This window comes from Stenotrophomonas sp. UBA7606, from assembly GCF_002477705.1.
Classification (GTDB): Bacteria; Pseudomonadota; Gammaproteobacteria; order Xanthomonadales; family Xanthomonadaceae; genus Stenotrophomonas.
This window is the reverse complement of the sequence record NZ_DLJW01000129.1, coordinates 55106-74634: the sequence shown is the minus strand read 5'-3', so window position 1 is coordinate 74634 and position 19529 is coordinate 55106. Positions and strand designations below refer to the sequence as shown.

23 protein-coding genes and 3 pseudogenes are annotated in these 19529 nt (G+C 60.9%); 12 read left to right on the top strand and 14 right to left on the bottom strand.

Translation table 11 applies throughout. The features are described 5' to 3' along the window. Positions 1-100: 100 nt before the first annotated feature. Complete coding sequence (locus tag B2527_RS17965) at positions 101-316, bottom strand: hypothetical protein (RefSeq protein ID WP_293716799.1); 216 nt, start codon at positions 314-316, stop codon at positions 101-103. Positions 317-812: 496 nt separating this feature from the next. On the opposite strand from B2527_RS17965, the gene B2527_RS17960 reads away from it, so the two are divergent. Together B2527_RS17960 and B2527_RS17955 are read left to right on the top strand one after the other, a co-directional pair. Continuing rightward, a complete protein-coding gene (locus B2527_RS17960) occupies positions 813-1304 on the top strand; it encodes a lipocalin family protein (RefSeq protein WP_293716798.1) in 492 nt (163 codons plus the stop codon). After that, positions 1301-1888 (top strand): DUF488 family protein, encoded by a 588-nt coding sequence (locus B2527_RS17955; protein WP_293716796.1) that lies wholly within the window; start codon positions 1301-1303, stop codon positions 1886-1888. Before B2527_RS17960 ends, B2527_RS17955 begins: the two co-directional genes overlap by 4 nt. Positions 1889-2014: 126 nt before the next feature. On the opposite strand, the gene B2527_RS17950 is transcribed toward B2527_RS17955, so the two are convergent. Beyond that, positions 2015-2245 (bottom strand): hypothetical protein, encoded by a 231-nt coding sequence (locus B2527_RS17950; protein ID WP_293716794.1) that lies wholly within the window; start codon positions 2243-2245, stop codon positions 2015-2017. A gap of 287 nt (positions 2246-2532) precedes the next feature. After that, positions 2533-2768: pseudogene (locus B2527_RS17945) on the bottom strand (transposase); the annotation flags it as partial. 388 nt (positions 2769-3156) lie between these two features. Between B2527_RS17945 and B2527_RS17940 the strand changes: the two are divergent. Both B2527_RS17940 and B2527_RS17935 read left to right on the top strand, forming a co-directional pair. Next, complete coding sequence (locus tag B2527_RS17940) at positions 3157-3921, top strand: DUF72 domain-containing protein (protein WP_293716924.1); 765 nt, start codon at positions 3157-3159, stop codon at positions 3919-3921. Then, positions 3914-4690: a DNA-formamidopyrimidine glycosylase family protein gene (locus B2527_RS17935; protein ID WP_293716922.1), complete on the top strand. Its 777-nt coding sequence runs from the start codon at positions 3914-3916 to the stop codon at positions 4688-4690. The genes B2527_RS17940 and B2527_RS17935 overlap by 8 nt, the downstream gene beginning before the upstream one ends. A gap of 134 nt (positions 4691-4824) precedes the next feature. Here the strand turns inward: B2527_RS17935 and arsB are convergent. Together arsB and B2527_RS17920 are read right to left on the bottom strand one after the other, a co-directional pair. After that, a pseudogene (gene arsB / locus B2527_RS19535) lies at positions 4825-5873 on the bottom strand (ACR3 family arsenite efflux transporter). Then, positions 5873-6187 carry an ArsR/SmtB family transcription factor gene (locus B2527_RS17920; protein ID WP_293716788.1) on the bottom strand — a complete coding sequence of 105 codons (315 nt, stop codon included), beginning with the start codon at positions 6185-6187 and terminating at the stop codon, positions 5873-5875. Before B2527_RS17920 ends, arsB begins: the two are co-directional and overlap by 1 nt. 56 nt (positions 6188-6243) lie before the next feature. On the opposite strand from B2527_RS17920, the gene arsH reads away from it, so the two are divergent. Both arsH and arsC read left to right on the top strand, forming a co-directional pair. After that, the gene (gene arsH, locus B2527_RS17915; protein ID WP_293716920.1) at positions 6244-6963 is read left to right on the top strand and encodes an arsenical resistance protein ArsH; all 720 of its coding nucleotides are present in this window, start codon (positions 6244-6246) and stop codon (positions 6961-6963) included. Then, positions 6960-7393 (top strand): annotated as a pseudogene (gene arsC, locus B2527_RS17910) (arsenate reductase (glutaredoxin)). Before arsH ends, arsC begins: the two are co-directional and overlap by 4 nt. Before the next feature lie 75 nt (positions 7394-7468). Here the strand turns inward: arsC and B2527_RS17905 are convergent. Next, entirely contained in the window at positions 7469-8044 is a 576-nt protein-coding gene (locus B2527_RS17905) for a cysteine hydrolase family protein (protein ID WP_293716786.1), read from the bottom strand. 253 nt (positions 8045-8297) lie between these two features. Between B2527_RS17905 and B2527_RS17900 the strand changes: the two genes are divergently transcribed. Further along, positions 8298-8651, top strand: coding sequence for a BON domain-containing protein (locus tag B2527_RS17900; protein WP_293716784.1), 354 nt, complete (start codon positions 8298-8300; stop codon positions 8649-8651). A gap of 165 nt (positions 8652-8816) precedes the next feature. Here the strand turns inward: B2527_RS17900 and B2527_RS17895 are convergent, their stop codons facing one another. Next, entirely contained in the window at positions 8817-9980 is a 1164-nt protein-coding gene (locus tag B2527_RS17895; RefSeq protein ID WP_293716782.1) for a zinc-dependent alcohol dehydrogenase, read from the bottom strand. Between the two features lie 136 nt (positions 9981-10116). Here B2527_RS17895 and B2527_RS17890 point away from each other — a divergent pair, with 136 nt between their 5' ends. Together B2527_RS17890 and B2527_RS17885 are read left to right on the top strand one after the other, a co-directional pair. Next, entirely contained in the window at positions 10117-12498 is a 2382-nt protein-coding gene (locus tag B2527_RS17890) for a catalase (protein WP_293716780.1), read from the top strand. 137 nt (positions 12499-12635) lie between these two features. Then, positions 12636-12848 carry a hypothetical protein gene (locus B2527_RS17885; RefSeq protein WP_293716778.1) on the top strand — a complete coding sequence of 71 codons (213 nt, stop codon included), beginning with the start codon at positions 12636-12638 and terminating at the stop codon, positions 12846-12848. A 78-nt stretch (positions 12849-12926) separates the two neighbouring features. Here B2527_RS17885 and B2527_RS17880 read toward each other — a convergent pair whose 3' ends face one another. The 4 genes from B2527_RS17880 to B2527_RS17865 all read right to left on the bottom strand — a co-directional run bounded on the left by B2527_RS17880 (position 12927) and on the right by B2527_RS17865 (position 14810). Next, positions 12927-13106 carry a hypothetical protein gene (locus B2527_RS17880; RefSeq protein WP_293716776.1) on the bottom strand — a complete coding sequence of 60 codons (180 nt, stop codon included), beginning with the start codon at positions 13104-13106 and terminating at the stop codon, positions 12927-12929. A gap of 62 nt (positions 13107-13168) precedes the next feature. Beyond that, positions 13169-13810: a DUF4142 domain-containing protein gene (locus B2527_RS17875; protein ID WP_293716774.1), complete on the bottom strand. Its 642-nt coding sequence runs from the start codon at positions 13808-13810 to the stop codon at positions 13169-13171. A gap of 242 nt (positions 13811-14052) precedes the next feature. Beyond that, positions 14053-14343: a hypothetical protein gene (locus tag B2527_RS17870; protein ID WP_293716772.1), complete on the bottom strand. Its 291-nt coding sequence runs from the start codon at positions 14341-14343 to the stop codon at positions 14053-14055. After that, a complete protein-coding gene (locus B2527_RS17865; RefSeq protein WP_293716770.1) occupies positions 14340-14810 on the bottom strand; it encodes a hypothetical protein in 471 nt (156 codons plus the stop codon). Before B2527_RS17865 ends, B2527_RS17870 begins: the two co-directional genes overlap by 4 nt. A 431-nt stretch (positions 14811-15241) precedes the next feature. Here B2527_RS17865 and B2527_RS17860 point away from each other — a divergent pair, with 431 nt between their 5' ends. Together B2527_RS17860 and B2527_RS17855 are read left to right on the top strand one after the other, a co-directional pair. Then, complete coding sequence (locus tag B2527_RS17860; RefSeq protein ID WP_293716768.1) at positions 15242-15625, top strand: response regulator; 384 nt, start codon at positions 15242-15244, stop codon at positions 15623-15625. Further along, positions 15615-16844, top strand: coding sequence for a sensor histidine kinase (locus tag B2527_RS17855; RefSeq protein WP_293716766.1), 1230 nt, complete (start codon positions 15615-15617; stop codon positions 16842-16844). The genes B2527_RS17860 and B2527_RS17855 overlap by 11 nt, the downstream gene beginning before the upstream one ends. A 273-nt stretch (positions 16845-17117) precedes the next feature. Here the strand turns inward: B2527_RS17855 and B2527_RS17850 are convergent, their stop codons facing one another. From B2527_RS17850 to B2527_RS17840, 3 genes are all read right to left on the bottom strand, one after another. Then, a complete protein-coding gene (locus tag B2527_RS17850) occupies positions 17118-17291 on the bottom strand; it encodes a hypothetical protein (protein WP_293716765.1) in 174 nt (57 codons plus the stop codon). Positions 17292-17374: 83 nt separating this feature from the next. Beyond that, the gene (locus B2527_RS17845; protein WP_293716763.1) at positions 17375-17848 is read right to left on the bottom strand and encodes a DUF2269 family protein; all 474 of its coding nucleotides are present in this window, start codon (positions 17846-17848) and stop codon (positions 17375-17377) included. Further along, positions 17829-19217, bottom strand: a complete 1389-nt coding sequence (locus tag B2527_RS17840; RefSeq protein WP_293716918.1) for an SDR family oxidoreductase — start codon at positions 19215-19217, stop codon at positions 17829-17831. Before B2527_RS17840 ends, B2527_RS17845 begins: the two co-directional genes overlap by 20 nt. On the opposite strand from B2527_RS17840, the gene B2527_RS17835 reads away from it, so the two are divergent. Next, positions 19122-19484 (top strand): hypothetical protein, encoded by a 363-nt coding sequence (locus B2527_RS17835; RefSeq protein WP_293716934.1) that lies wholly within the window; start codon positions 19122-19124, stop codon positions 19482-19484. The genes B2527_RS17840 and B2527_RS17835 overlap by 96 nt on opposite strands. Positions 19485-19529: the final 45 nt, after the last annotated feature.

Genomic DNA, 19529 nt, shown 5'->3' with positions numbered 1-19529 from the left:
CATATTGGTTAGGTTGGTGGGCTCCCGCGTTGGGGCGCGGGACCGGGATTCTTTTCCGACCAACATGAAATCCGCGTAAAGGCCGGAGCGCGTCGCGCACTTACACGAAGATCGCCTGCGCTGTGACGCCCAAGCGCTCGCCAATCCGAGCCATTTCGTTGGCAACCTTGATGCACGAATCACCAGTGCGCTTCTGCGCTGCAATCTGCAGCTCCTGATACACCTGCCAGAAGCCAGGCCCATTTCCATAGGCTTTGTAGGCGGTGTGCAGCTTCATCCACTCATCATTTGACAGGTACTGAGCGCTGTATCCCATTCCCTTTCTCCCTTGCGTCCTGGCCCCTGTTCGCCAATCTTAGGCCCGGCAACCTTGCTGGATTGTTAAATGCCGTGAAGAGCTAACGGGAGTGTGATGGCTATCTCCCCACGGGCGAGCGCAGCTGAGGAAACTTGGCCCAGCATCAAGGCATGCTTTCTAACCGCTACCACCGGCTCGATAACTCCGGCGCCTGCTATCAGTGCTTCAACTACGGGACCGTTGCGGTCTTCGAACATGAGGCGAGCAGGATAGCTGACCCTGAATTGGGAAGGCTGGTCCTTCGTGTCAGACCAGTCGCTACCGCCAGGCAAGATGTGGGTAGAGGGATGAGTTGCGGCAAGGAGCAATAAGTTGCACAGTCGGCCGGAGCCCCACCGCCGATTGGGGGGATAGGCGCCCGCGTACTCGAGGTGAAAGAATGCTCTGTAGCCGTCACAGCGTATTTCGGACAGGTGAAAGCTAATGGCGGAGCGGCCCTCCGGAGAGAACACCTGTGCAAGCGGAACTGTGGCGAGCGCCATACGTAGATTTGGATCTATATATGGGGCGCTGGTACGAAATCTGCCGTAAACCGCAGAGCGCTGACGATAAAGGCCTCCGAGATGTGCTTGTAGACCATTCACGCGGTGCGGATGGCTCGATTGATGTGCTGAGTTCATTTGATCATCCAGTGTTGGGGAATCGTACCTTCCACGGGGTGGCCACGCCGCAAGATTCCTCAGGTTCGCTTTTGGACATTTCTTATCCGGAGACATTGCATTGGTTGCCTTTTCTCTCCGGCAGGGTGTTCGTGGTCAAGGTTGACGTCGATTACCGAACGGCTTTGATTGGCGAGCCGCGACGCCAAGGCCTAGTGCTTCTGCATCGAAGTCCGGTGATGGAGCCATCGGAAGCACGCAAGTGGCTGCGGATTGCTGAGTGCCAGGGCTTTGACACAGAAAACCTCGTGTGGCCGATTCATTCGGGGTGTGAAGGGCCGCTATGAATGCTACTGATCCAGTCGGCGGCAGCGCTAAGCTGGCTCCTCGCGATGAGTCCCCGCGGCTGTGGACGATAGGTCATTCCACCCGCACTTGGGAGGCTTTTCGGGAAGTCCTACGAGTCCACGAGATCACCACGGTGGTTGACGTCAGGCGGTTCCCTGGCTCTCGAAAGTTTCCTTGGTTCGGTAGCGACGCGATGAGCGAGCAGTTGCCTCGGGACGGCGTTGGCTACGAGTGGATTCCTAAATTGGGAGGGCGGCGATCAGTGCTGCCGGGGTCGCCGAATGGCGGGTGGAGAAACTCGTCATTTCAGGGGTACGCGGATCACATGGCCAGCGCGGAGTTTGCGGACGGGCTTGAGCAAGCCTCGGCCGCAACTGCGCAAGGGCGCACGGCGCTGATGTGTGCAGAGCTGTTGTGGTGGCGCTGCCATCGGCGCTTGATTTCGGACCTCTTGGTACACCGGGGGCACCAAGTCCTGCATATCCAGACCGAACGAGCGGCTGAACCGCACCACCTCAATCCGATGGCCCAAGCGGTAGGCGAGGACCTTATATATCCCCCTTTGCAGCTCGGTTTGCTTTAGGTCGTCAGAGCAAGCCCGCCTATCTCCGCTCGGACTTCGCAGAAATGCTTGACTGAATTGAGGGCGGTGGTCATGATCAGCCCCCTCTACTGGGGAGTAGAACCGGGCCCGGTACGCCGGGCTTTTTTATCCGTACAGCAGTGACCAAATGACGGGAGAACGCTGGAATTGGTAGCGTAGACCGTCTACGTCCACCTGCGTTGCCATCTGCCCATCCGCGTCTACGAGGATCTGGCCATCCACTACCGTTGAGGCCCCCCGGAAGCGGGTGACGATTGAAACCTTACTGGTGGCAAACAGTGTTACAGGCCTTCGCTCCATGCCCGGCCCTTCAAGGAACATCTGCAAATCGTTCACGAACGCATCTCCGATGGATGCCCCTGTAGTCGCACTCTGGGCACACGATTGGTTAACGGTATGCGAAGACATAGACCCGTACTTTTGTTCTGGGATTTGCGTCTCTTGCCCGGTCACAATGACTTCACGCTCCCTGATGCGCTTTTAAGTGGTGGAATGGAAAAGTACCTACGTCCTCAGCAGCTGCGGGTTGCCGCCCTCCTCAGAAGTAGCTGCGCATGACGCGTGAGCGACGCTCACCACTGCCCACCAGTCGTTTCCCGGCCGCTGGTGGGTTTTTTTTTGGTTCATCGCGGTATACCGGGGAAGGCTCCGCGGATCTTCAGGAAGAAGTCTTCCTGATCCCTGTATCCGTAGGCTCGGCGCTTGATGACCTTGATTGTGTTGTTGATGTTTTCGACGATGCTGGAGTGTTGTGCGGGTGTCGGCAGCGAGACAGGATCCCGTGTAGATAAGGCCTGAGGCGCTGTGCGAACAGGGCCAGGGCGGCGATTCCGCAGCCTTGGGCTTGTTCAAGCCAACGAAATAAGGGGGTACAAGCGGGGGTTTTTAAATGTGATATTTATATTTTCTGCATTTAAAACATGTGTTTGCATCGACTATTTGGGTCAGATAAGCACCAGCGCCTGGTTTCATGGCGTCCAAGCAAGCCCAGAGTCCACAGCAAGCCTGCAGAAATGCGGGCTTTTTTGTTGGTCATGGCTGCGTTTGTGCGTGCAGGGAGCATGTGGATGCGCATGTACCGATGGGCGTTGGGGCGAACCCTTCCTGCACCGGTCCACTCTCGATATGCGAGAGGAGCGGCTTCGGGCAGACAGGCCACAATGCGGAAGATACGCGGGAGGTGGTTTCACATCGCCCATGAACCGTTTTCACCGCCGCACTACGCATGCGGGCTGATGTTCTGTGCGATGAACCGATCAGCTCGCAACACCGCAATGCATGACACCTTGGTGGGCTGCGCAGGATGGTCGCTGTCTTCGGCGCACGCTGCGGCTTTCGGCAACGGCGCCAGCGCACTGCAGCGCTATGCGACGCGGTTGTCGGTCGTGGAAATCAACTCATCCTTTTACCGGCCACACCGCGCGGCGACCTATGCGCGTTGGGCTTCGGTGGTGCCTGCAGGCTTTCGCTTTTCGGTGAAGTTCCCACAGACTATTTCGCACCAGCTGCGGCTGAGCGGTGCAGCACCGCTGCTTGATCCGTTTCTGGAAGCGGCGCAGCAGCTCGGCGGGAAACTGGGCGCGCTGCTGCTGCAGTTGTCACCCAGCCTGGCTTACGACGGCCGTGTTGCCTCGTCCTTTCTGCGCGCTTTGCGCAGGCGTACGACAGCACGCATGGCCTGCGAGCCGCGTCATGCAAGCTGGTTCAGCGAGGCTGCGGATGCGATGTTGCGGACACATGACGTCGCCCGTGTAGCCGCCAATCCTGCCCGTTTCCCGCTGGCAGCATGGCCTGGCGGGACCCGCAGCTGGAGCTATTGGCGTTGGCATGGGCAACCGCGGATGTACTACGGCCGTTACGGCGAGCCGGCATTGCGGAAGCTGGCCGGCGATCTGGCCGAGCGCGATGCCAGTGGCGAAGCATGGATGATCTTTGACAATACCGCCGATGGCTCCGCCGTCCCCGATGCCCTGTGTCTGCAGGCGCTGCTGCGGGAGAAGCCCGATGCCTGAGGGCCCTTCCATCGTTCTGCTGTGCGAGGCCGCTGCCCGGTTCAAGGGCCATACGGTACCGAAAGTTTCCGGCAACAGCCGTTTGGACCTTGCGCGGCTGGAAGGCAGGCGCGTCAAGGCGGTACGCGCCTGGGGAAAACACTTCCTGCTTGAGTTCAGCAACGTCAGTCTGCGTATCCATCTGCTGATGTTTGGCAGTTGGCGTATCGATGAGCGCAAGGAGTCACCGCCGAGGGTCTCGCTGCACTTTGACAGCGGTGAAATGAATTTCTATGCGTGCTCGGTGAAGCTGATCGAACATCCACTGGACGATGTATACGATTGGCGCGCCGACGTCATGAATGATGCCTGGGACCCGAAACTGGCGCGGCGCAAGCTCAAGGCCGCACCGGCACTGATGGTCTGCGATGCTCTGTTGGATCAGTCCGTTTTCTCCGGCGTGGGCAACATCATAAAGAATGAAGTTCTGTTCCTGACCGGCGTGCATCCAGCCACCCGAGTCGGTGATTTGCCGCCGCGCAAACTCACGCAACTGATCAATCAGGCGCGCCTCTACAGTTTCCAGTTCCTTGAATGGAAGCGTGCCTTCGTACTGAAGCAGCACTGGCAGGTGCATACCCGACGAACCTGCCCGCAATGCGGCGGGCCGGTAAGCAAACGGTATATGGGGACCACCAACCGTCGTACGTTTTTCTGCGAGAACTGCCAGGTGGACTACAGCCTGGGCAACCGTGACCATGTTGATGGCGGCGGTGGGCAGGAAGGGTGACCGCCTTCGCTGAAACGGGCGAACCGCGCTCATGTAGCCCGCTCGGCGCAATAGTGGAGCAGTCCACTATTGCCGCCGCTGGGCACTCCAGCCGACAGCGAACGCTTGCCCGCACCTGCCTCCGTGAGGGGGCGCTACGCGAAACCTCGCTTCAGCCGGAGCGCGACGTGTACCAGCAGGATCAGAACCGGCACCTCGATCAGTGGGCCAATGACAGCGGCGAATGCGACCGGCGAGCTGATGCCGAACGCAGCTACCGCCACAGCGATGGCAAGCTCGAAGTTGTTGCCGGCAGCTGTGAAAGCGATTGCGGTAGTGCGCGGATAGTCTTTGGCGATCAGCTTGCCCATGAAGAAGCTGACGGTGAACTGGACCATAAAATAGATCGTCAACGGGACGGCAATACGCAGCACATCCCACGGCAGTTTGAGCACATCGCCGCCTTTCATGGCGAACATCACCGTGATCGTGAACAACAGCGCGACCAGGGTTATCGGGCCGATGGCGGGCAGGAACCTGTGCTCATACCAATCAAGCCCCTTCGACCGGGTCAAAGCCCGGCGCACCAGATACCCGGCAGCGAAGGGGATGCCCAGATAGATCAGCACAGCCTCGGCAACCGGCCAGAAGCCAACATCTAGTACCACGCCGTGCAGCCCCAGCGCAGTTGGCAACCAGGAAAAAAGAGCCAGGCGTAGACGCTGAACAGTGCAATCTGGAACAGGGAATTGAATGCGACCAACCCGGCGACGTATTGGTTGTCACCTTTTGCCAGCTGGTTCCAGACCAGAACCATCGCGATGCAACGCGCCAAGCCGATCAGAATGAGCCCGGTCATATACCCCGGCTGATCGCGCAGAAAGATCACCGCCAGGGCGAACATCAGAGCCGGGCCTATCAGCCAGTTCTGGATCAGTGACAGCGCCAGTACGCGCTTGTCCTTGAACACCACGCCCAGTTGCGCGTAGTCCACCTTGGCCAGTGGCGGGAACATCATCAGGACCAGGCCGATGGCGATGGGTAGGTTGGTGGTGCCAACGCTCAGCGCGTCTATTTGGTACTGCAGCCCGGGGAAGGCCGCGCCCAGGCCCACGCCGACCGCCATTGCCAAGAAGATCCAGACGGTCAGGAAGCGGTCCAGGAATGACAGGCGCGCGGCAGGCGCCGCAGCCGTGTCATTCATCAGCAGCGCCCTGGCGTGCCGCAGGATTGATCGCCCGCGCAGCAGTTCTCGGTCAGGTAATCGACCAGGCTGGTCATGGCGTCGAAATTGGCGCGATAGCAGACCGTGCGGCCGCGCTGTTCTGAGCTGACCAGGCCGGCGGCGGACAACTCCTTCAGGTGGAAGGACAGGGTGGCGCCGGGAAGCGTTAATGCCTCGGCGATTTCGCCGGCCAGCTTGCCGCCGCGGCCTGCTTCGACAAGCAGCCGGTAGATCGATAAGCGGGTTCCGTGACTGAGTGCGGCCAGCGCCCGCGTTGCAGTTATATGTTCCATAATTCTAGAACAGTGGAAATTATAAAGAGGGACAAGCCGTGCTCGACCTACCCAATATCCACGCCGGCGCCGTGCAACAGCCTGCCCATTCCGATCTGGACGTGCTGCGCCCGAGTACACACAGGCCGCGCGTCCTGATCCTCTACGGTTCGCTCCGGCCACAGTCCTTCAGCCGGAAGCTCGCCCTGGAGGCACAGCGCCTGCTGGAGCACTTCGGTGCCGAGACCCGGCTATTCGATCCCCATGAGCTGCCAATGCTCGATGCAGTGCCGGCCGATCACCCGAAGGTGCGCGAACTGCGCGACGCCTCGCTGTGGTCTGAAGGTCAGGTCTGGGTCAGTCCGGAACGACACGGAACATTGACTGCCGTGCTGAAAAACCAGATCGACTGGCTGCCGCTGGAGGACGCCGGCATTCGCCCCACCCAAGGCCGCACGCTCGCGGTGATGCAGGTCAGCGGCGGCTCGCAGTCCTTCAACGTGGTGAACGCCTTGCGTGTGCTCGGCCGCTGGATGCGCATGGTCACCATCCCCAACCAGTCGTCGGTACCAAAAGCCTGGCAGGAGTTTGATGAGCAGGGACGGATGAAGCCATCGGCGTATTACGACCGTGTCGTCGACGTGATGGAAGAGCTGGTGAAGTTCACGCTGCTGGTCAGGGATCGCAGTGACTACCTGGTTGACCGCTACAGCGAGCGCAAGGGTGAGGCGGCGGTGGCAGCGCTTGCTGCGGCGTCCGGCGCCACGTCGCCCGCGGCCGCAGGAGCCGCAGCATGAAGGCGACGATCTATCACAACCCCAACTGTGGAACCTCCAGAAACGTGCTTGCTCTGCTCAGGCATGCCGGCATCGAACCGGTCATCATCGACTACGTGACCGACACGCCAACCAAGGCGCGACTGCATGAGCTGATCGACAAGGCTGGGTTGACCGTGAGGGAGGCAATCCGCCAGAAAGGAACGCCCTACACCGAGCTCGGCCTGGACGATCCGGGCCTTACCGACGATGCACTGATCGATACCATGCTGGCGCATCCCATCCTGATCAACAGACCGTTTGTGGAAACCGACCTGGGCGTGCGGCTCGCGCGCCCGTCGGAGAAGCGGTCCTGGCCATCCTGCCGCCGCTGGCTGCTGCGTTCGTCAAGGAAGATGGCGAGGTGATCATGGATGAACGTGCGAACACGCCGATACCCGGTTCCTCATAGGCGCTCAACGCCTGCAGGACGGCGGATGACGACCTTCAGGCCGAACAAGGTGAACTGACCGCTCCGCCGCAAGCTTCAGTTGGTGGCAGGGAACAGCGTTGCCACCGCACGGGTGCCGCGCGTATCCACATCAAGCGACGCGCGGATCAGGGCCAGTGCTTTCGCCTTGCGGGTCTGGCTGATCGCACCGACGGCGTCGTTCGGTACCCATAGGTCGAACTCGCGCATGTTGGCGTCCAGTGCGGTGGCAATGACGCAGGAATCCAATGCAATGCCGGTCAGTACAAGACGGCGCACGTGGAGCTGGGCCAGCAGCACGCTCAACGGCGTACATAGAAAGGCTGAATGCTTTGGCTTGAGCACGTAGTAGTGGCCAGCGCCCGGCGCCAGCGCCATCGCGATCCGCGCCGATGGGCCACCGCTCAACGTGCATTGTGCAAGCAGATCATGAAAGCCACCCTGCCAATGCGCGAAGTTGTCATTGACGTAGATGACGGGCGCGTACTCGGCATCGAAACGTTGCCGCAATCGCTTGATTGCCGGCAGGCAGCGCAGGGCGGAGGTGGCCAGGCCACGCCCGCCCTCGAAGTCGAAGAGATTCATCATGTCGATGATGAGCAACGCGGTCTGGTCCTGGTGTGTGCTGTTCATGCGCTTCCCGATCGGTTGCATTCCAGCAGTATCCCCAACGCTCGTCGTCCCGCTGTCAAACATGGCCCCCCTTCAGCACACTGAACCGCGCTGATCATCATCCACGATGCTGCAGTGAGAACTGCATACATCAATGTCATCGGTAGATGAGCACGCCTGGGTGCAGGGATGCGCCTCGTTAACCGCAACAGGCAGACGCTGGCGATGGAGCTCTCCTGCTCCGTTCAAGGACACGTCAATGAACCGAGCAAACATGAGCCGATTCGCGATGATGCTGGTGATTCCACTGGGCATGGCCGCTGCGGCGGCAAGCGCGGGCAACCCGCCATCGGCACACGACAAGGCCAAGGCCGGGCACACAACGCAGACCGATTCCCAGCAGCCGGGCAGCGATACGTGGATCACCACCAAGGTGAAAGCGGACCTGCTGACCACCAGCAATGTACCGGGCATGGAAATCAAGGTTGAGACCGTCAACGGTGTGGTTGCGTTGAGTGGCATGGTCGGCAGTGCCGCAGAGAAGGAGCGGGCGGTCGCCACTGCGGGCGGCGTCCAGGGCGTGAAACGCGTTGATGCGAGTGGTCTTACCCTCGCGGCCAACAAGTAAGCGGAACCGCACTTCCACGCCGCGCTTCGGTGGCGCGCGTGCTGGCTGCCGTTGCGCAGGCGCTGATAATGGCAGCAGGAACGCCGTGCAAAGAGCCCCTCGCTGAGGGGCTCTTCTTTGTGTGGCGATGTCAGTTCCGTTTGGCATCGCCAAGTGCTGCCGCAATCAGGGGGTGAGTACCACCTTGCGACAGTTGTCCTGCCGCTTGTCGAACAGCTCGTAGCCGCGTACTGCATCCTGCAATTTCATGCGGTGGGAAATGATCACTTCCGGTTTCAGTCGTCCCTCGCCTATGGCTTCCAGCAATTCCGGCATCAAGCCTTGTACGTGGGTCTGGCCCATCTTGAAGGTCAGGCCCTTGTCGAACGCGTCGCCAAACAGGAAGCCATGGATGAAGCCCGCATAGACACCCGGGACGCTGACCGTGCCGCCGCGCCGCGTCGCGGCAATGCATTGGCGCAGCGCTTTGCCGCTGGAACCTTCCAGTTTCAGCGTGGTAAGCACGGTTTCGGTGGTGCTGCCCTTGGCCTCGAAACCCACCGCATCGATACAGGCGTCCACACCGCGCCCCTGTGTTGCCTGGATGATGAGCTCGGCCGGGTCGTTGTCCTGGTCGAAGTTGATCGGCAGCACGCCATAGGTATCGCGTGCGAATTCCAGCCGGTAAGGGTTGTGGTCGACTATGTAGATGGTTTCGGCACCGAGCATGCGCGCGCAGGCTGCGGCCATGCAGCCCACCGGGCCGGCACCGAAGATCGCCAGCGTTGAACCGGGCTTGACCCCCGCGTTCAGCACTGCCTGGTAGCCGGTTGGCAGGATGTCAGAGAGAAACAGCACCTGTTCATCGCTGAGCACATCCGGCACCACCAGTGGGCCGACGTTGGCTTTGGGCACGCGCACAAGTTCTGCCTGTCCACCTGCAATGCCGCCGTACATATGGCTGTAGCCGAACAGCGCCGCTGGCGGCTTGATGCTCTTCGGGTTGATTGCCGCGCCGGGGCCGCTATTGGTGGTTTCGCAGGCGGCGTACTCATTCAGCAAGCAATGGAAGCACTGACCGCAGGCGATGACGAAGGGAATCACCACCCGGTCGCCGGCTTTCACGCGCGTCACCTCCGAACCAACTTCTTCGACAACACCCATGAATTCGTGGCCGAGGATGTCGCCATCTTTCATGCCCGGAATCTTTCCGTGAAGAATGTGCAGGTCCGATCCGCAGATGGCAGTTGCGGTCACCCGCAGAATCATGTCGTCAGGTGCAATGATTCCAGGATCGGGCACGGTGTCCATGCTTACGTTGTTGGCGCCCTGATAGGTGAGTGCTCTCATGATCATCTCGACGGCTGGGTGTTGCTGGAAACTGCGCTGGCTGCGGTCAACCTGCCGTGATTTGAACCGGCATTTGGATCACGTGTGTTTCACCCCATGTGACTATGTTTGAGAGCCGTCCAGAAGAGTCCCTGTCATGGCCAGCCGCAAACATCCCTCATCACCCATTCACCCGGAAAAATCCGCCGCACGTTCTGACAGCGGCCCGGCGAAGGCGAGCTCGCGTAAACCTGTCCGTGACGTGGATGCGGTGCCCAAAGCCATGGATGACTGGTCCGCAGCGCGTGCACACAATGCACAGAAGGCAGCCGAGCACGGCCGGAAAAACGCACTGTCGCCACCGGAGGGTGAGCACTTCACCGCCCCCTCCACGGCAACGGGTGCAAGTACCACAAGCGAATCGAACGCAAACGAAAAGACGGGGATTGCCGCTGCGCCAGGGCAGGACTCGGGTGGCGGGGCGCTGCCGCGGGCGCGCAACGATGCGATGGAACAGCAGCTCACCACGAATCAAGGGGTGCCGGTTGCCGACAACCAGAACAGCCTGAAAGCCGGAGTACGCGGGCCTGCGCTGTTGAAGGACTTCATCCTGCGCGAGAAGATCACCCACTTCGATCACGAACGTATTCCCGAGCGCATCGTTCATGCACGCGGCTCTGGCGCCCACGGCTACTTTGAAGCGTATGAAGACCTCTCCGAGCTGACCCGCGCCGCGCCTTTCCAGACAGCCGGCAAGCAAACGCCGGTGTTCGTGCGCTTCTCAACCGTTGCCGGTGAGCGCGGCTCCAAGGACACGGCACGCGATGTACGCGGCTTCGCGGTCAAGTTCTATACCGAGGAGGGGAACTGGGACCTGGTCGGCAACAACATGCCGGTTTTCTTCATCCAGGACGCAATCAAGTTTCCTGACCTGGTGCATGCGGTAAAGCCAGAGCCGCACCACGCCATGCCGCAGGCGGCATCTGCGCATGACACGTACTGGGATTTTGTGTCGCTGATGCCGGAATCCACTCATATGTTGATGTGGCAGATGTCCGACCGCGCCATTCCGCGCAGCTATCGGATGATGCAGGGCTTCGGCGTCCATACCTTCAGGCTGGTGAATGCGCGCGGCAAGTCCGTGTTCTGCAAGTTCCATTGGTCGCCGAAACTGGGCACGCACTCGCTGGTATGGGATGAGGCGGTAAAGATCGCCGGTGCGGATCCGGACTTCCATCGCCGCGACCTGTGGGAAGCCATCGAAGCCGGCGAATACCCGGAATACGAGTTGGGCGTACAGGTGTTCACTGAAGAGCAGGCGGAGAGCTTCAGCTTTGACGTACTGGATTCAACCAAGCTCGTGCCGGAGGAACTGGTGCCGGTGCAGCCCGTCGGGCGCATGGTGCTGAACCGCAATCCCGACAATTTTTTCGCCGAAACCGAGCAGGTCGCGTTCTGCACGGCCCATGTGATTCCCGGCATTGATTTCAGCAACGATCCGCTGCTGGCCGGTCGCATTCATTCGTATGTGGACACGCAGATAAGCAGGTTGGGCGGGCCGAATTTCCATGAGATTCCGATAAATGCGCCTGTTGTTCCGGTGCACAACAATCAGCGCGACGGGATGCACCGCCAAGCGGTACATCGCGGCAGGGTGTCCTATGAACCCAACTCGCTGGCGGGCGGTTGCCCTTTCCAGGCTGGCGGCGCCGGCTTTGTGTCTTTCGCCGAGCCCGTACAGGGCGACGAAGTCCGTGCCAAACCCGAGAAATTTGCGGAGCACTTCGCCCAGGCCGCGCTTTTCTACGAAAGCCAGACCGAAGCGGAGCAGCGCCACATCGCAGAGGCGTTCCGGTTCGAGCTGAGCAAGGTAACGGTGCCGGCGGTGCGCAAACGCGTGGTGTCCATGCTCCGCAATGCATCCGAGGCACTCGCAGCGCAGGTGGCACAGGGGTTGGGTATGCCGCTGCCGCCGCGCATGCCCAGCATTTCAAAAGGCAAAGTGAAAGTGGAAGTTGCCAACTCGCCTGCATTGTCGTTGCTGGCACGGCCAGGCGAAGGCGGTGTGCGCACGCGCCGTATCGCCATCCTTGTGGCGGGTGGCAGCCGGCGGGGCGACATCGTCGTGCTGGGCGAGGCACTGAGCGCGCAGGGTGCGATGGTGCGCGTTGTGGGGCCGCATGTGGGGGCACTGGAAAGCGAGGAGGGCTGCGTCATTGATGCAGATGCGTCATTGGAAAACGAGCCAGGCGTGCTGTTCGACGCCTTGGTGGTCGTGTCGGGAATGAAGGCGGTGGATACGCTCTCGCGGGACGTGCGCGCCTTGGAGCACGTGCGCGACGCCTACCGGCATGGCAAGCCTCTGCTGTTCGTGGGTGATGCCAAGGCGTTGCTGGAGACTGCAGGGCCAAACGTGCTTGAACACGATCCGCTGCTGCTGATGGCCGAGGATCTCAACGATCAGGTGATAGCAGACTTTGTTGCCGCCATCGAAGCCCACCGCAATCCGGCCCGGGAACCTGCATTGATCGCGCCATGAAGCGTAGGCGTGAGTTGTTCTGCTGAACCGTCGAGACAATGCACATGCGCGTCACACCTGTGCACTTCCTCAACATGCGGCAGGCGCGAGGATGACACCGTACCGCAGCATTCCGCTGGCGGGGATGGAGAAACACCATGAGCCAGAATCCACGCGAAAACGAACAGACCCGCAATGAGCAGAACCAGAATGATCAGAATCCGAATGATCAGACTGGCAATGACCAGAACCAGAACGATCAGAACCGGAACGACCAGAAGCGCACTGATCAGAATGATCAGAACCGCAAGGACCCGAACCGCAATGATCAGAACGATCAGAACCGGAAGGACCAGAGCCGCAGCGAGTAAGAGCGCAATCGTTGATTGAGCTCCAAAAGCAGAAGGCCCCGCATCGCGGGGCCTTTTTTGTTGCTCAACGTGGGGAGATCATTTCTCTTTTCGGGCGGGCGGTGGTGGACGCTCGTAGTCCTCCGGCTTGGCGGTGTGTTTGGCGTCGGACATGTCATGGTCCTTCCACAACGCCTTGTAGTTGCGAAGCTTGTCAGCGGTGTGCGGCTTGTTCTGGTGGCTTGCAGTGCCCGTTGGGTTGAACGGCAGCTTTGCCATGACTGTTCTCCTCGGAACGGATGGGCTCAACATCGGTCAGCCTGCGTAGAGCGGGATGCAGGTCACTCAGCCTTGTCGGGCGCGGCCTGCTTCTCGTCCTTGGCCAGTGCGCGGGCCTGGGTCAAGTGACGCGCCACATGCTCCCGTGTCTGCTGAAGATGGGCCTTGGCCTGCGGGCTGGCTGTAGCGGGGATCAGCTTGTCGTCCAGAGCAGCCAATGCGTCGGTATGCCCGGTGATCATCGCCGCCACATACGCCTTGCTGTAGGCATCACCCTGTTTGCTGTTGATCTGATCGAGCAGCGCTTCGCCGGCGGCCGCCTGGGTTTTGGCATCTTCGCTCTGGTTATCCGGATTAAGCGCGTTGGTCTGCTCTTTGTTGCGTGTGTGCTCGTCGATCATGAGCCGCGCATAGTCTGCGACGTCGCCTTTGACATTCTTCTCCAGCGCCTGGCGGCCCGCAGCGATCTCGTGATCGTTGATGGCGTTCAACACGCCGAGCGCGGAGCGTTCACCGGCGCTTTGATCCGGCATTGTTAGTTTCTCGGCGGCCGCGTCAGGGCTGACGGTGCCGCCGGCTGACGCGGTGGCAGGCGGGCTTAGCGCCGGGTCTGACGGCGCGGGATGGTCGGGTTCGCCCCGGCAGCCGGCCAATGCAATGGTGCAGGCCAAGGAAAGTGCAGTTGTGAGGATGCGGATGTTCATTGGGCATTTCCTTTATTTGGATGCAGGCGCTGACCACTTCGCTGTATGCGTAAGCGTGGATGCGGGGTGCCTGAGTCCAGCGCACACGAGCATCTTGGCAAGCACGGTGTTGTGCATCCGTGGATCGCTGTGAGCAGATGATCACCTGTCGCCTGGCTGCGCTCCTTCATTGCGTGGCCAACCGGCAACAACTGCATCAGAACACGCCTGAAACGCGTTGCAAAGCGGTCACCATGGCCTGTTCAGGACGGTGTTGTGGGCGTGTGATCATCCCTGGCTGCTGCGAGAGAAGAGAGCAGGCGCACGCGCAGCTTTGCCCAGTTCGCACCCCAACGCATGCCTGCGTTGGCCGAGCCTACCGCGACGATCGGCTGCGGGCGTTCGGGGTCCTGCAGAAAGATATGTACTATCCATCCCCGGTTGCGCTTGCAGATTTCCAGCACTTTTGTGCTTCCCAGGAACAGATGCTTCCGTTCCTGCTCTTCCACCCAATGAAAGGGTGGGGGAAGGCGGCTTGGCAGCGCCTTGGTCACCTTGAGCCCCGCTTCATGGCATCGCCTTCCGTTGGCTGAGGATGGTAATAGGCGGTGGCCCATTTCGAGGATGGAGCGCGGTGCCGCGAGAGCAGTGCGGCTGCGCTTGCGTGGGTACGGGCTTGCGAACCTTTGCGGTATCCGTGAACGCCGTTGGCAACGGTTTTCTGATCTTCATGGTTCCGATCACGGCATTCGCGATCCTTGCTGGGGACGTGCGAGAGCGCAGGCCAGCGGCCTGTTTGCAACACGTTGTCCCTGTCGCGGTTGCGGCGGACCATCTCAATCTCCTGGATCGGCAGGCGGTGACGTAAGGATGAAACAGCAGGCATCTGCAACACCTCCAAAGCGCCTTCTTCGGCGTCCCGGATTCCTGCGCTGCTATCGGCACCGAGGTCGGATGAATGGGTGCCAGCGGTCTTCAGGCTTTCGTCGCCTGACTTTGAGACCGTATGGCCGATCCGCAACGCTCGGCAGCCCTTTCAATGTGGCGAAGTGTGTCCAGCGCCTCTGTCGGCGCCTTGCCATCCAACTGCCTTCTAAGCAAGGACAGGCCCAAGGTCACAACGTTCAAGTCGTTGCGAAGGTGGTGCAGGCGCTGATTGTCCATTTGGCCGTGTCCGCTGAACGTGGGGTATGCAGGCACCGGCGTTGTCGATGATGACGTTTGTCTGCCCGCGGCGCGCGGAAGCGGGTGTGGGCGGCGCCTGCCAACGCAGACAAACCGTAGTCCCGCAGGCGTTACGTCGTCGTCAGTTGAAACGCATACGCGTTGACTCTCGCCACACGGCCCTGTACCCGGTTTCTTGAAGGCGGCCTCACTTCATTGTTCGCTTCTTTCACGCTGCAGAACCCGGACGGGCTGATATTTCCATTCAGATTCAAAGGAACCGCCCTGATGCCTAGCAATCTCGCCGGACGACGGATTCTTGTGGTCGAAGACGAATATATTCTGGCTCAGTGTCTGCGCGATCTTCTAGAAGGCGACGGTGCCGAAGTTCTGGGGCCGGTTGCAAACCTCGAAGACGCCGATGTGCTGTTGGACACTTGCCCGCTGCCGGATGCAGCGATCCTGGATATCAACCTGGGTGGGCAGAGTGTGTACCCAGTAGCGGACAGACTGAGCAATGAACACGTGCCGTTGCTGTTCACCTCAGGCTACGACCGGGAGCTGGTGCCGCCGCGTTATGCCGACAGCCCGCAGTGCACCAAACCGTTTGGCGTGGAGCAGGTAAGGGAAAAGTTGGCGGCGCTGCTGGATATCAACGGCGATGTCCATTGACCCCGAATGCGGTGGCTCGGACGTGGGGATTCCGCCGGTGGTGTCGGCTGATCTTGCGGGTTGGGTGTGGCAGGTAGAGGACGATTCGATCGTATGGGCAGACCGCCGCTTTGACATCTGCGGTTATCGCCCCAGCGTCATTGCGCCCACCATGCAGGCCTTGTTGGCCCGCGTCCATGAGCGTGACCGGGAAGCACTTCGCACGGTGTTGCTGCGGGCGGGCGAGGAATACGACGAATTTACCTGTCGCTTCCGGTATTGGTTGCCCGATGGCCAGCAACGTTGCGTGCTGATGAAGCGTCTGTTCCTGTCGCAGCCGGTCGATGAGCCTGAGCGTGTGGTTGGCACCATCCATGACATCACCGACCACATCGACACCGGGCGCGCCCTGCAGGAGAGCACGGCGCGGTTTGCACAGTTCAGCAATGCATCTTCGGACGTGCTGTGGATACGCAATGCCGAGACGCTGGACCTGGAATACCTCAGCCATGCGTTCGAGCGGCTCTATGGCTCCGAATGCGGCGCCATGTTGGCCCACCCGACACTCGAGAGCTGGCTCAACCACATACTCCCCGAAGACCAGCACAAGGTACACGACGCACTGAAGCGCGTCCGCATGGGCCAACGGATGGTGATCGAGTACCGGATTCTCAGAGGAGACGGTGCCATCCGCTGGATGCGCAACACCAAATTCCCATTGCTTGATCCCGAAGGTCGCGTGGTGCGCATCGGTGGCATTGGCCATGACTGCACCGAAGAGAAGGAAGCCGCTGGCCGTGCCCAGGTGCTGATGGCCGAGCTGCAGCATCGCACCCGCAACCTGATGGCGGTGATCCGTGCGGTGGCTGACCGCACGCTCAGTGAATGCGAAAGTATTGACCAGTTCCGCGACGCTTACGGCAACCGGATTGAGGCCATCGCGCGCGTCCAGTCGCTGCTGTCCAGTCTTGACGACGGTGGCAAGGTGGCGTTTGATAAGCTGCTGCATCAGGAGCTGCAAGCGCACGGTGCCGAACGCGGCTGCGTGGTGCTCGATGGGCCAACAGGCGTGGGATTGCGATCGACCACATTGCAGACATTTTCCTTGGCGCTGCACGAACTGGCGACCAATGCAGCCAAGTACGGCGCGCTCGGTTCCGACACCGGAAAGCTGACCGTGCGTTGGCATGTCCATCGCTGGGAAGATGGCACGCCGGCATTGAAGATGGACCTGGAGTGAGGAGTTCTACGGCGAGGTCGAGCCGCATCCTGAGCGCAAGGGCAGCTATGGTCGGGAGTTGATCGAACGGGCATTGCCTTATCAGCTCAAGGCGCGGACGTCCTATGAGCTGACCAGCAAAGGCGTGGAGTGCGTGGTGGAAGTGCCCCTGCCGAAAACGTCGGCGATACCGTCGGCATGATGTCGTCCACAGTCGCCTGCGCGACGGGATGAGCCGGCAAAGAGTGGGACCGCATTCCCGCATTGGCTCACGATTGCGATCGGCCCGATAGCTCAGACGAACAGCGCCTCGTCGGTGGCCCCTATCTGTACAGCCAGGCTTGCCAGCTCGTTGGCGACATTGGCGTGGTCGCCCGTCCGTGTAGTGACCAGGCGCAGCAGCGTCTGGTAGGTCTCCCAGAATTCGGCGCCGCTCCCGTGCAGCTGGTACGCGGTCTGAAAGCTCATTCGCTCATCGTCTGACAGATAGTGCGTAGTGTTTTCCATAGTCACCTCCAAGTGTTCCATCCTTCGATTGCATAAGCGTGGTTTCAGCCAAGCGCGGGTTTGGCGGTCATCAGGTAGAACACGATCAGGAACGAGATCAAGGCCGGCACGCCCAGCGCGGCCCATGCGCCCAGATATTGGTAGTAGCGCAGCGGTAGCAGCTGCTGCCCGGACGCTGCGGCTGCCTCGGCGATGTCGCGCAGCTTCATCTGCAGCCAGACCACCGGCAACCAACAGAGCGCGGCCAGGATGAACAGCACCACCGACCAGTAGAGCCAGGGCGTGCTCAGTGCTATGCCCATGCGGTGGGCCAGGTACAGTCCCGACAGCGGCTGCAGGATGATGGTGGTGGCGGTGAACAACCAATCGGCAATCACCACCAGGCGTGCAACCGGCGCAACCACGGCGGGGTCGCGTTGGCGGCTGATCAACAACAGGTAGAACGCAGTGCCCACGCCGGTTCCGAACAGGAACGTCGAGGAAAGAATATGCAGGTATTTAACGAGTACCACGTCCATGCGGACTCTCCAACCAGAGCAGCAGTGCGGTCAATGCGAGCATTGGCAGGTTCTTGACCATCGGCCCGTAGGGGTGGGCCCAGTACTCGGGCAGCCACAGGCTGATGATCGCGCTGTACACCAGCATCAGGCCTATCTGCAGCAGATACACACCGCGTCGCCAGCGCCGCACCCACATTGCCAATGCCAGTGCTGCGTTGAGCAGGGCGGCCGTGTACAGCGCCACTGGTGCCAGCACCAGCGGAACCTGCGCGCGTACCAGCAAGTCGAGGCTGGCCGCCTGCGGGTAAACAAAGGCCGACACCCACGCAGTGATCAGCCACGTCAGTGACAGGCTCAGCCGCAGTACCGGCAGCATGTTGGCCAGCACCGCCAGCTGATGGGCCTGCTGGCGACGCGCTGGTTCGACGAACTGGTCTGGCCGCCGCAGCGGCCTGCCGACCAGGGCCGCCCATGGCGCAGCATTGGCGGTGTTTGGATGGGCGAGCATCTTCAGCGCATCCGCACTGACGGTGCTGCCGGGAAGCTTCTGCAGGAATTTTGCCAACGGCAGCGCTACGCGCATTGGAATGCGCCACACGATACGGTGCTTGACCGCTGCTGGAGACAGCGCCCGCAGATAGGCATCCATGCCCAGCGCAACCGGGCCTACGGCAGCAACCAGCTGCGGCGGCTGCGGGTGCTGCACCAGCGCGACCAGGCCATCGACCAGGTCATCCAGGTGAATAGGTTGCACCTCGCCGGCGGTGGCCGGCAACGGCAGCCACGGCAGCACTGCCAAACGCTGAAACAGTACACTGCTGGCGCCCAACCCGGCATACACCAGCGAAGGCCTCACCACCACGACGGTTCCTGCAAACGCGCTCGCACAGCGGTCACCCCGGGCCTTGCTTCGCCAATAACGGGTGTCAGCATGCAGCTCCGCGCCGAGGGCGGATATCTGGATGATGCGCTTCACACCGGCCTGCGCGGCAAGGTCAAACAGAGTGCACGGGCCTTTCACATGCACGTCGTCGAAACTCTGCGTGGAGGTCTCATTGAAGATGCCTGCGGCATTCACCACCACGTCCACGCCGGCCAGCAGCGCAACGGATGGATCGGGGCGGCCGGTGAAATCAAGTTGGACAAAGCGCGCACCCGGCTGACTGCGTGAAGCTTCGGCTTCGTCCCTCACTCCCAGGATGACCCCATGTCCATAACGCTCAAGTCGCTCCGCTAGCACTTTGCCGATCAAACCGGTGCCGCCGCTGATGAACACACGCAGCGGCGCACGGTGAAGCAGCTGTTCGTGCGCGCCCTGTGTTCCGGAAGTTGCGCCAGTGTGGTGTCCAGCGTGTTGGTCTCGTGGTTCAGCTACCGCCGCAGCCATGCGGCTGCCGCCGGCACCAATGCCACCAGCCAATGGATCTGGCCGCGCCAGACGCACCGTCGCACAGGTTGGAGCATTCGCCATACCGTTACGGGGTATCTGATCCATCATGCGTCCTCCGTGTTCTGGGCATCGGGGTATGAAACCCTGCGGCGGGGCCGCTGCTCACCGCAGCCGGTTGTGACGCTGGCGGCAGCAACAGCTGTCACTGCGTATCTGGTCGATTACAAGGTCGTACCTTCGCGGATGACGCCGGGCTTCGAGTGACGGCTGCAACCGGCGGACATGTTCTGCATCTACGCAGCGTTCGGC

What these genes read in the sequence shown, in the direction of transcription:
- B2527_RS17900 (WP_293716784.1), top strand. Translation starts at nt 8,298, where the DNA reads ATGAGCCGATTCGCGATGATGCTGGTGATTCCACTGGGCATGGCCGCT.
- B2527_RS17855 (WP_293716766.1), top strand. Translation starts at nt 15,615, where the DNA reads ATGTCCATTGACCCCGAATGCGGTGGCTCGGACGTGGGGATTCCGCCG.
- B2527_RS17875 (WP_293716774.1), bottom strand. Translation starts at nt 13,810, where the DNA reads ATGAACATCCGCATCCTCACAACTGCACTTTCCTTGGCCTGCACCATT.
- B2527_RS17840 (WP_293716918.1), bottom strand. Translation starts at nt 19,217, where the DNA reads ATGGCTGCGGCGGTAGCTGAACCACGAGACCAACACGCTGGACACCAC.
- B2527_RS17965 (WP_293716799.1), bottom strand. Translation starts at nt 316, where the DNA reads ATGGGATACAGCGCTCAGTACCTGTCAAATGATGAGTGGATGAAGCTG.
- B2527_RS17955 (WP_293716796.1), top strand. Translation starts at nt 1,301, where the DNA reads ATGAATGCTACTGATCCAGTCGGCGGCAGCGCTAAGCTGGCTCCTCGC.
- B2527_RS17890 (WP_293716780.1), top strand. Translation starts at nt 10,117, where the DNA reads ATGGCCAGCCGCAAACATCCCTCATCACCCATTCACCCGGAAAAATCC.
- B2527_RS17940 (WP_293716924.1), top strand. Translation starts at nt 3,157, where the DNA reads ATGAACCGATCAGCTCGCAACACCGCAATGCATGACACCTTGGTGGGC.
- B2527_RS17880 (WP_293716776.1), bottom strand. Translation starts at nt 13,106, where the DNA reads ATGGCAAAGCTGCCGTTCAACCCAACGGGCACTGCAAGCCACCAGAAC.
- B2527_RS17905 (WP_293716786.1), bottom strand. Translation starts at nt 8,044, where the DNA reads ATGAACAGCACACACCAGGACCAGACCGCGTTGCTCATCATCGACATG.
- B2527_RS17845 (WP_293716763.1), bottom strand. Translation starts at nt 17,848, where the DNA reads ATGGACGTGGTACTCGTTAAATACCTGCATATTCTTTCCTCGACGTTC.
- B2527_RS17920 (WP_293716788.1), bottom strand. Translation starts at nt 6,187, where the DNA reads ATGGAACATATAACTGCAACGCGGGCGCTGGCCGCACTCAGTCACGGA.
- B2527_RS17935 (WP_293716922.1), top strand. Translation starts at nt 3,914, where the DNA reads ATGCCTGAGGGCCCTTCCATCGTTCTGCTGTGCGAGGCCGCTGCCCGG.
- B2527_RS17885 (WP_293716778.1), top strand. Translation starts at nt 12,636, where the DNA reads ATGAGCCAGAATCCACGCGAAAACGAACAGACCCGCAATGAGCAGAAC.
- B2527_RS17850 (WP_293716765.1), bottom strand. Translation starts at nt 17,291, where the DNA reads ATGAGCTTTCAGACCGCGTACCAGCTGCACGGGAGCGGCGCCGAATTC.
- B2527_RS17860 (WP_293716768.1), top strand. Translation starts at nt 15,242, where the DNA reads ATGCCTAGCAATCTCGCCGGACGACGGATTCTTGTGGTCGAAGACGAA.
- B2527_RS17895 (WP_293716782.1), bottom strand. Translation starts at nt 9,980, where the DNA reads ATGAGAGCACTCACCTATCAGGGCGCCAACAACGTAAGCATGGACACC.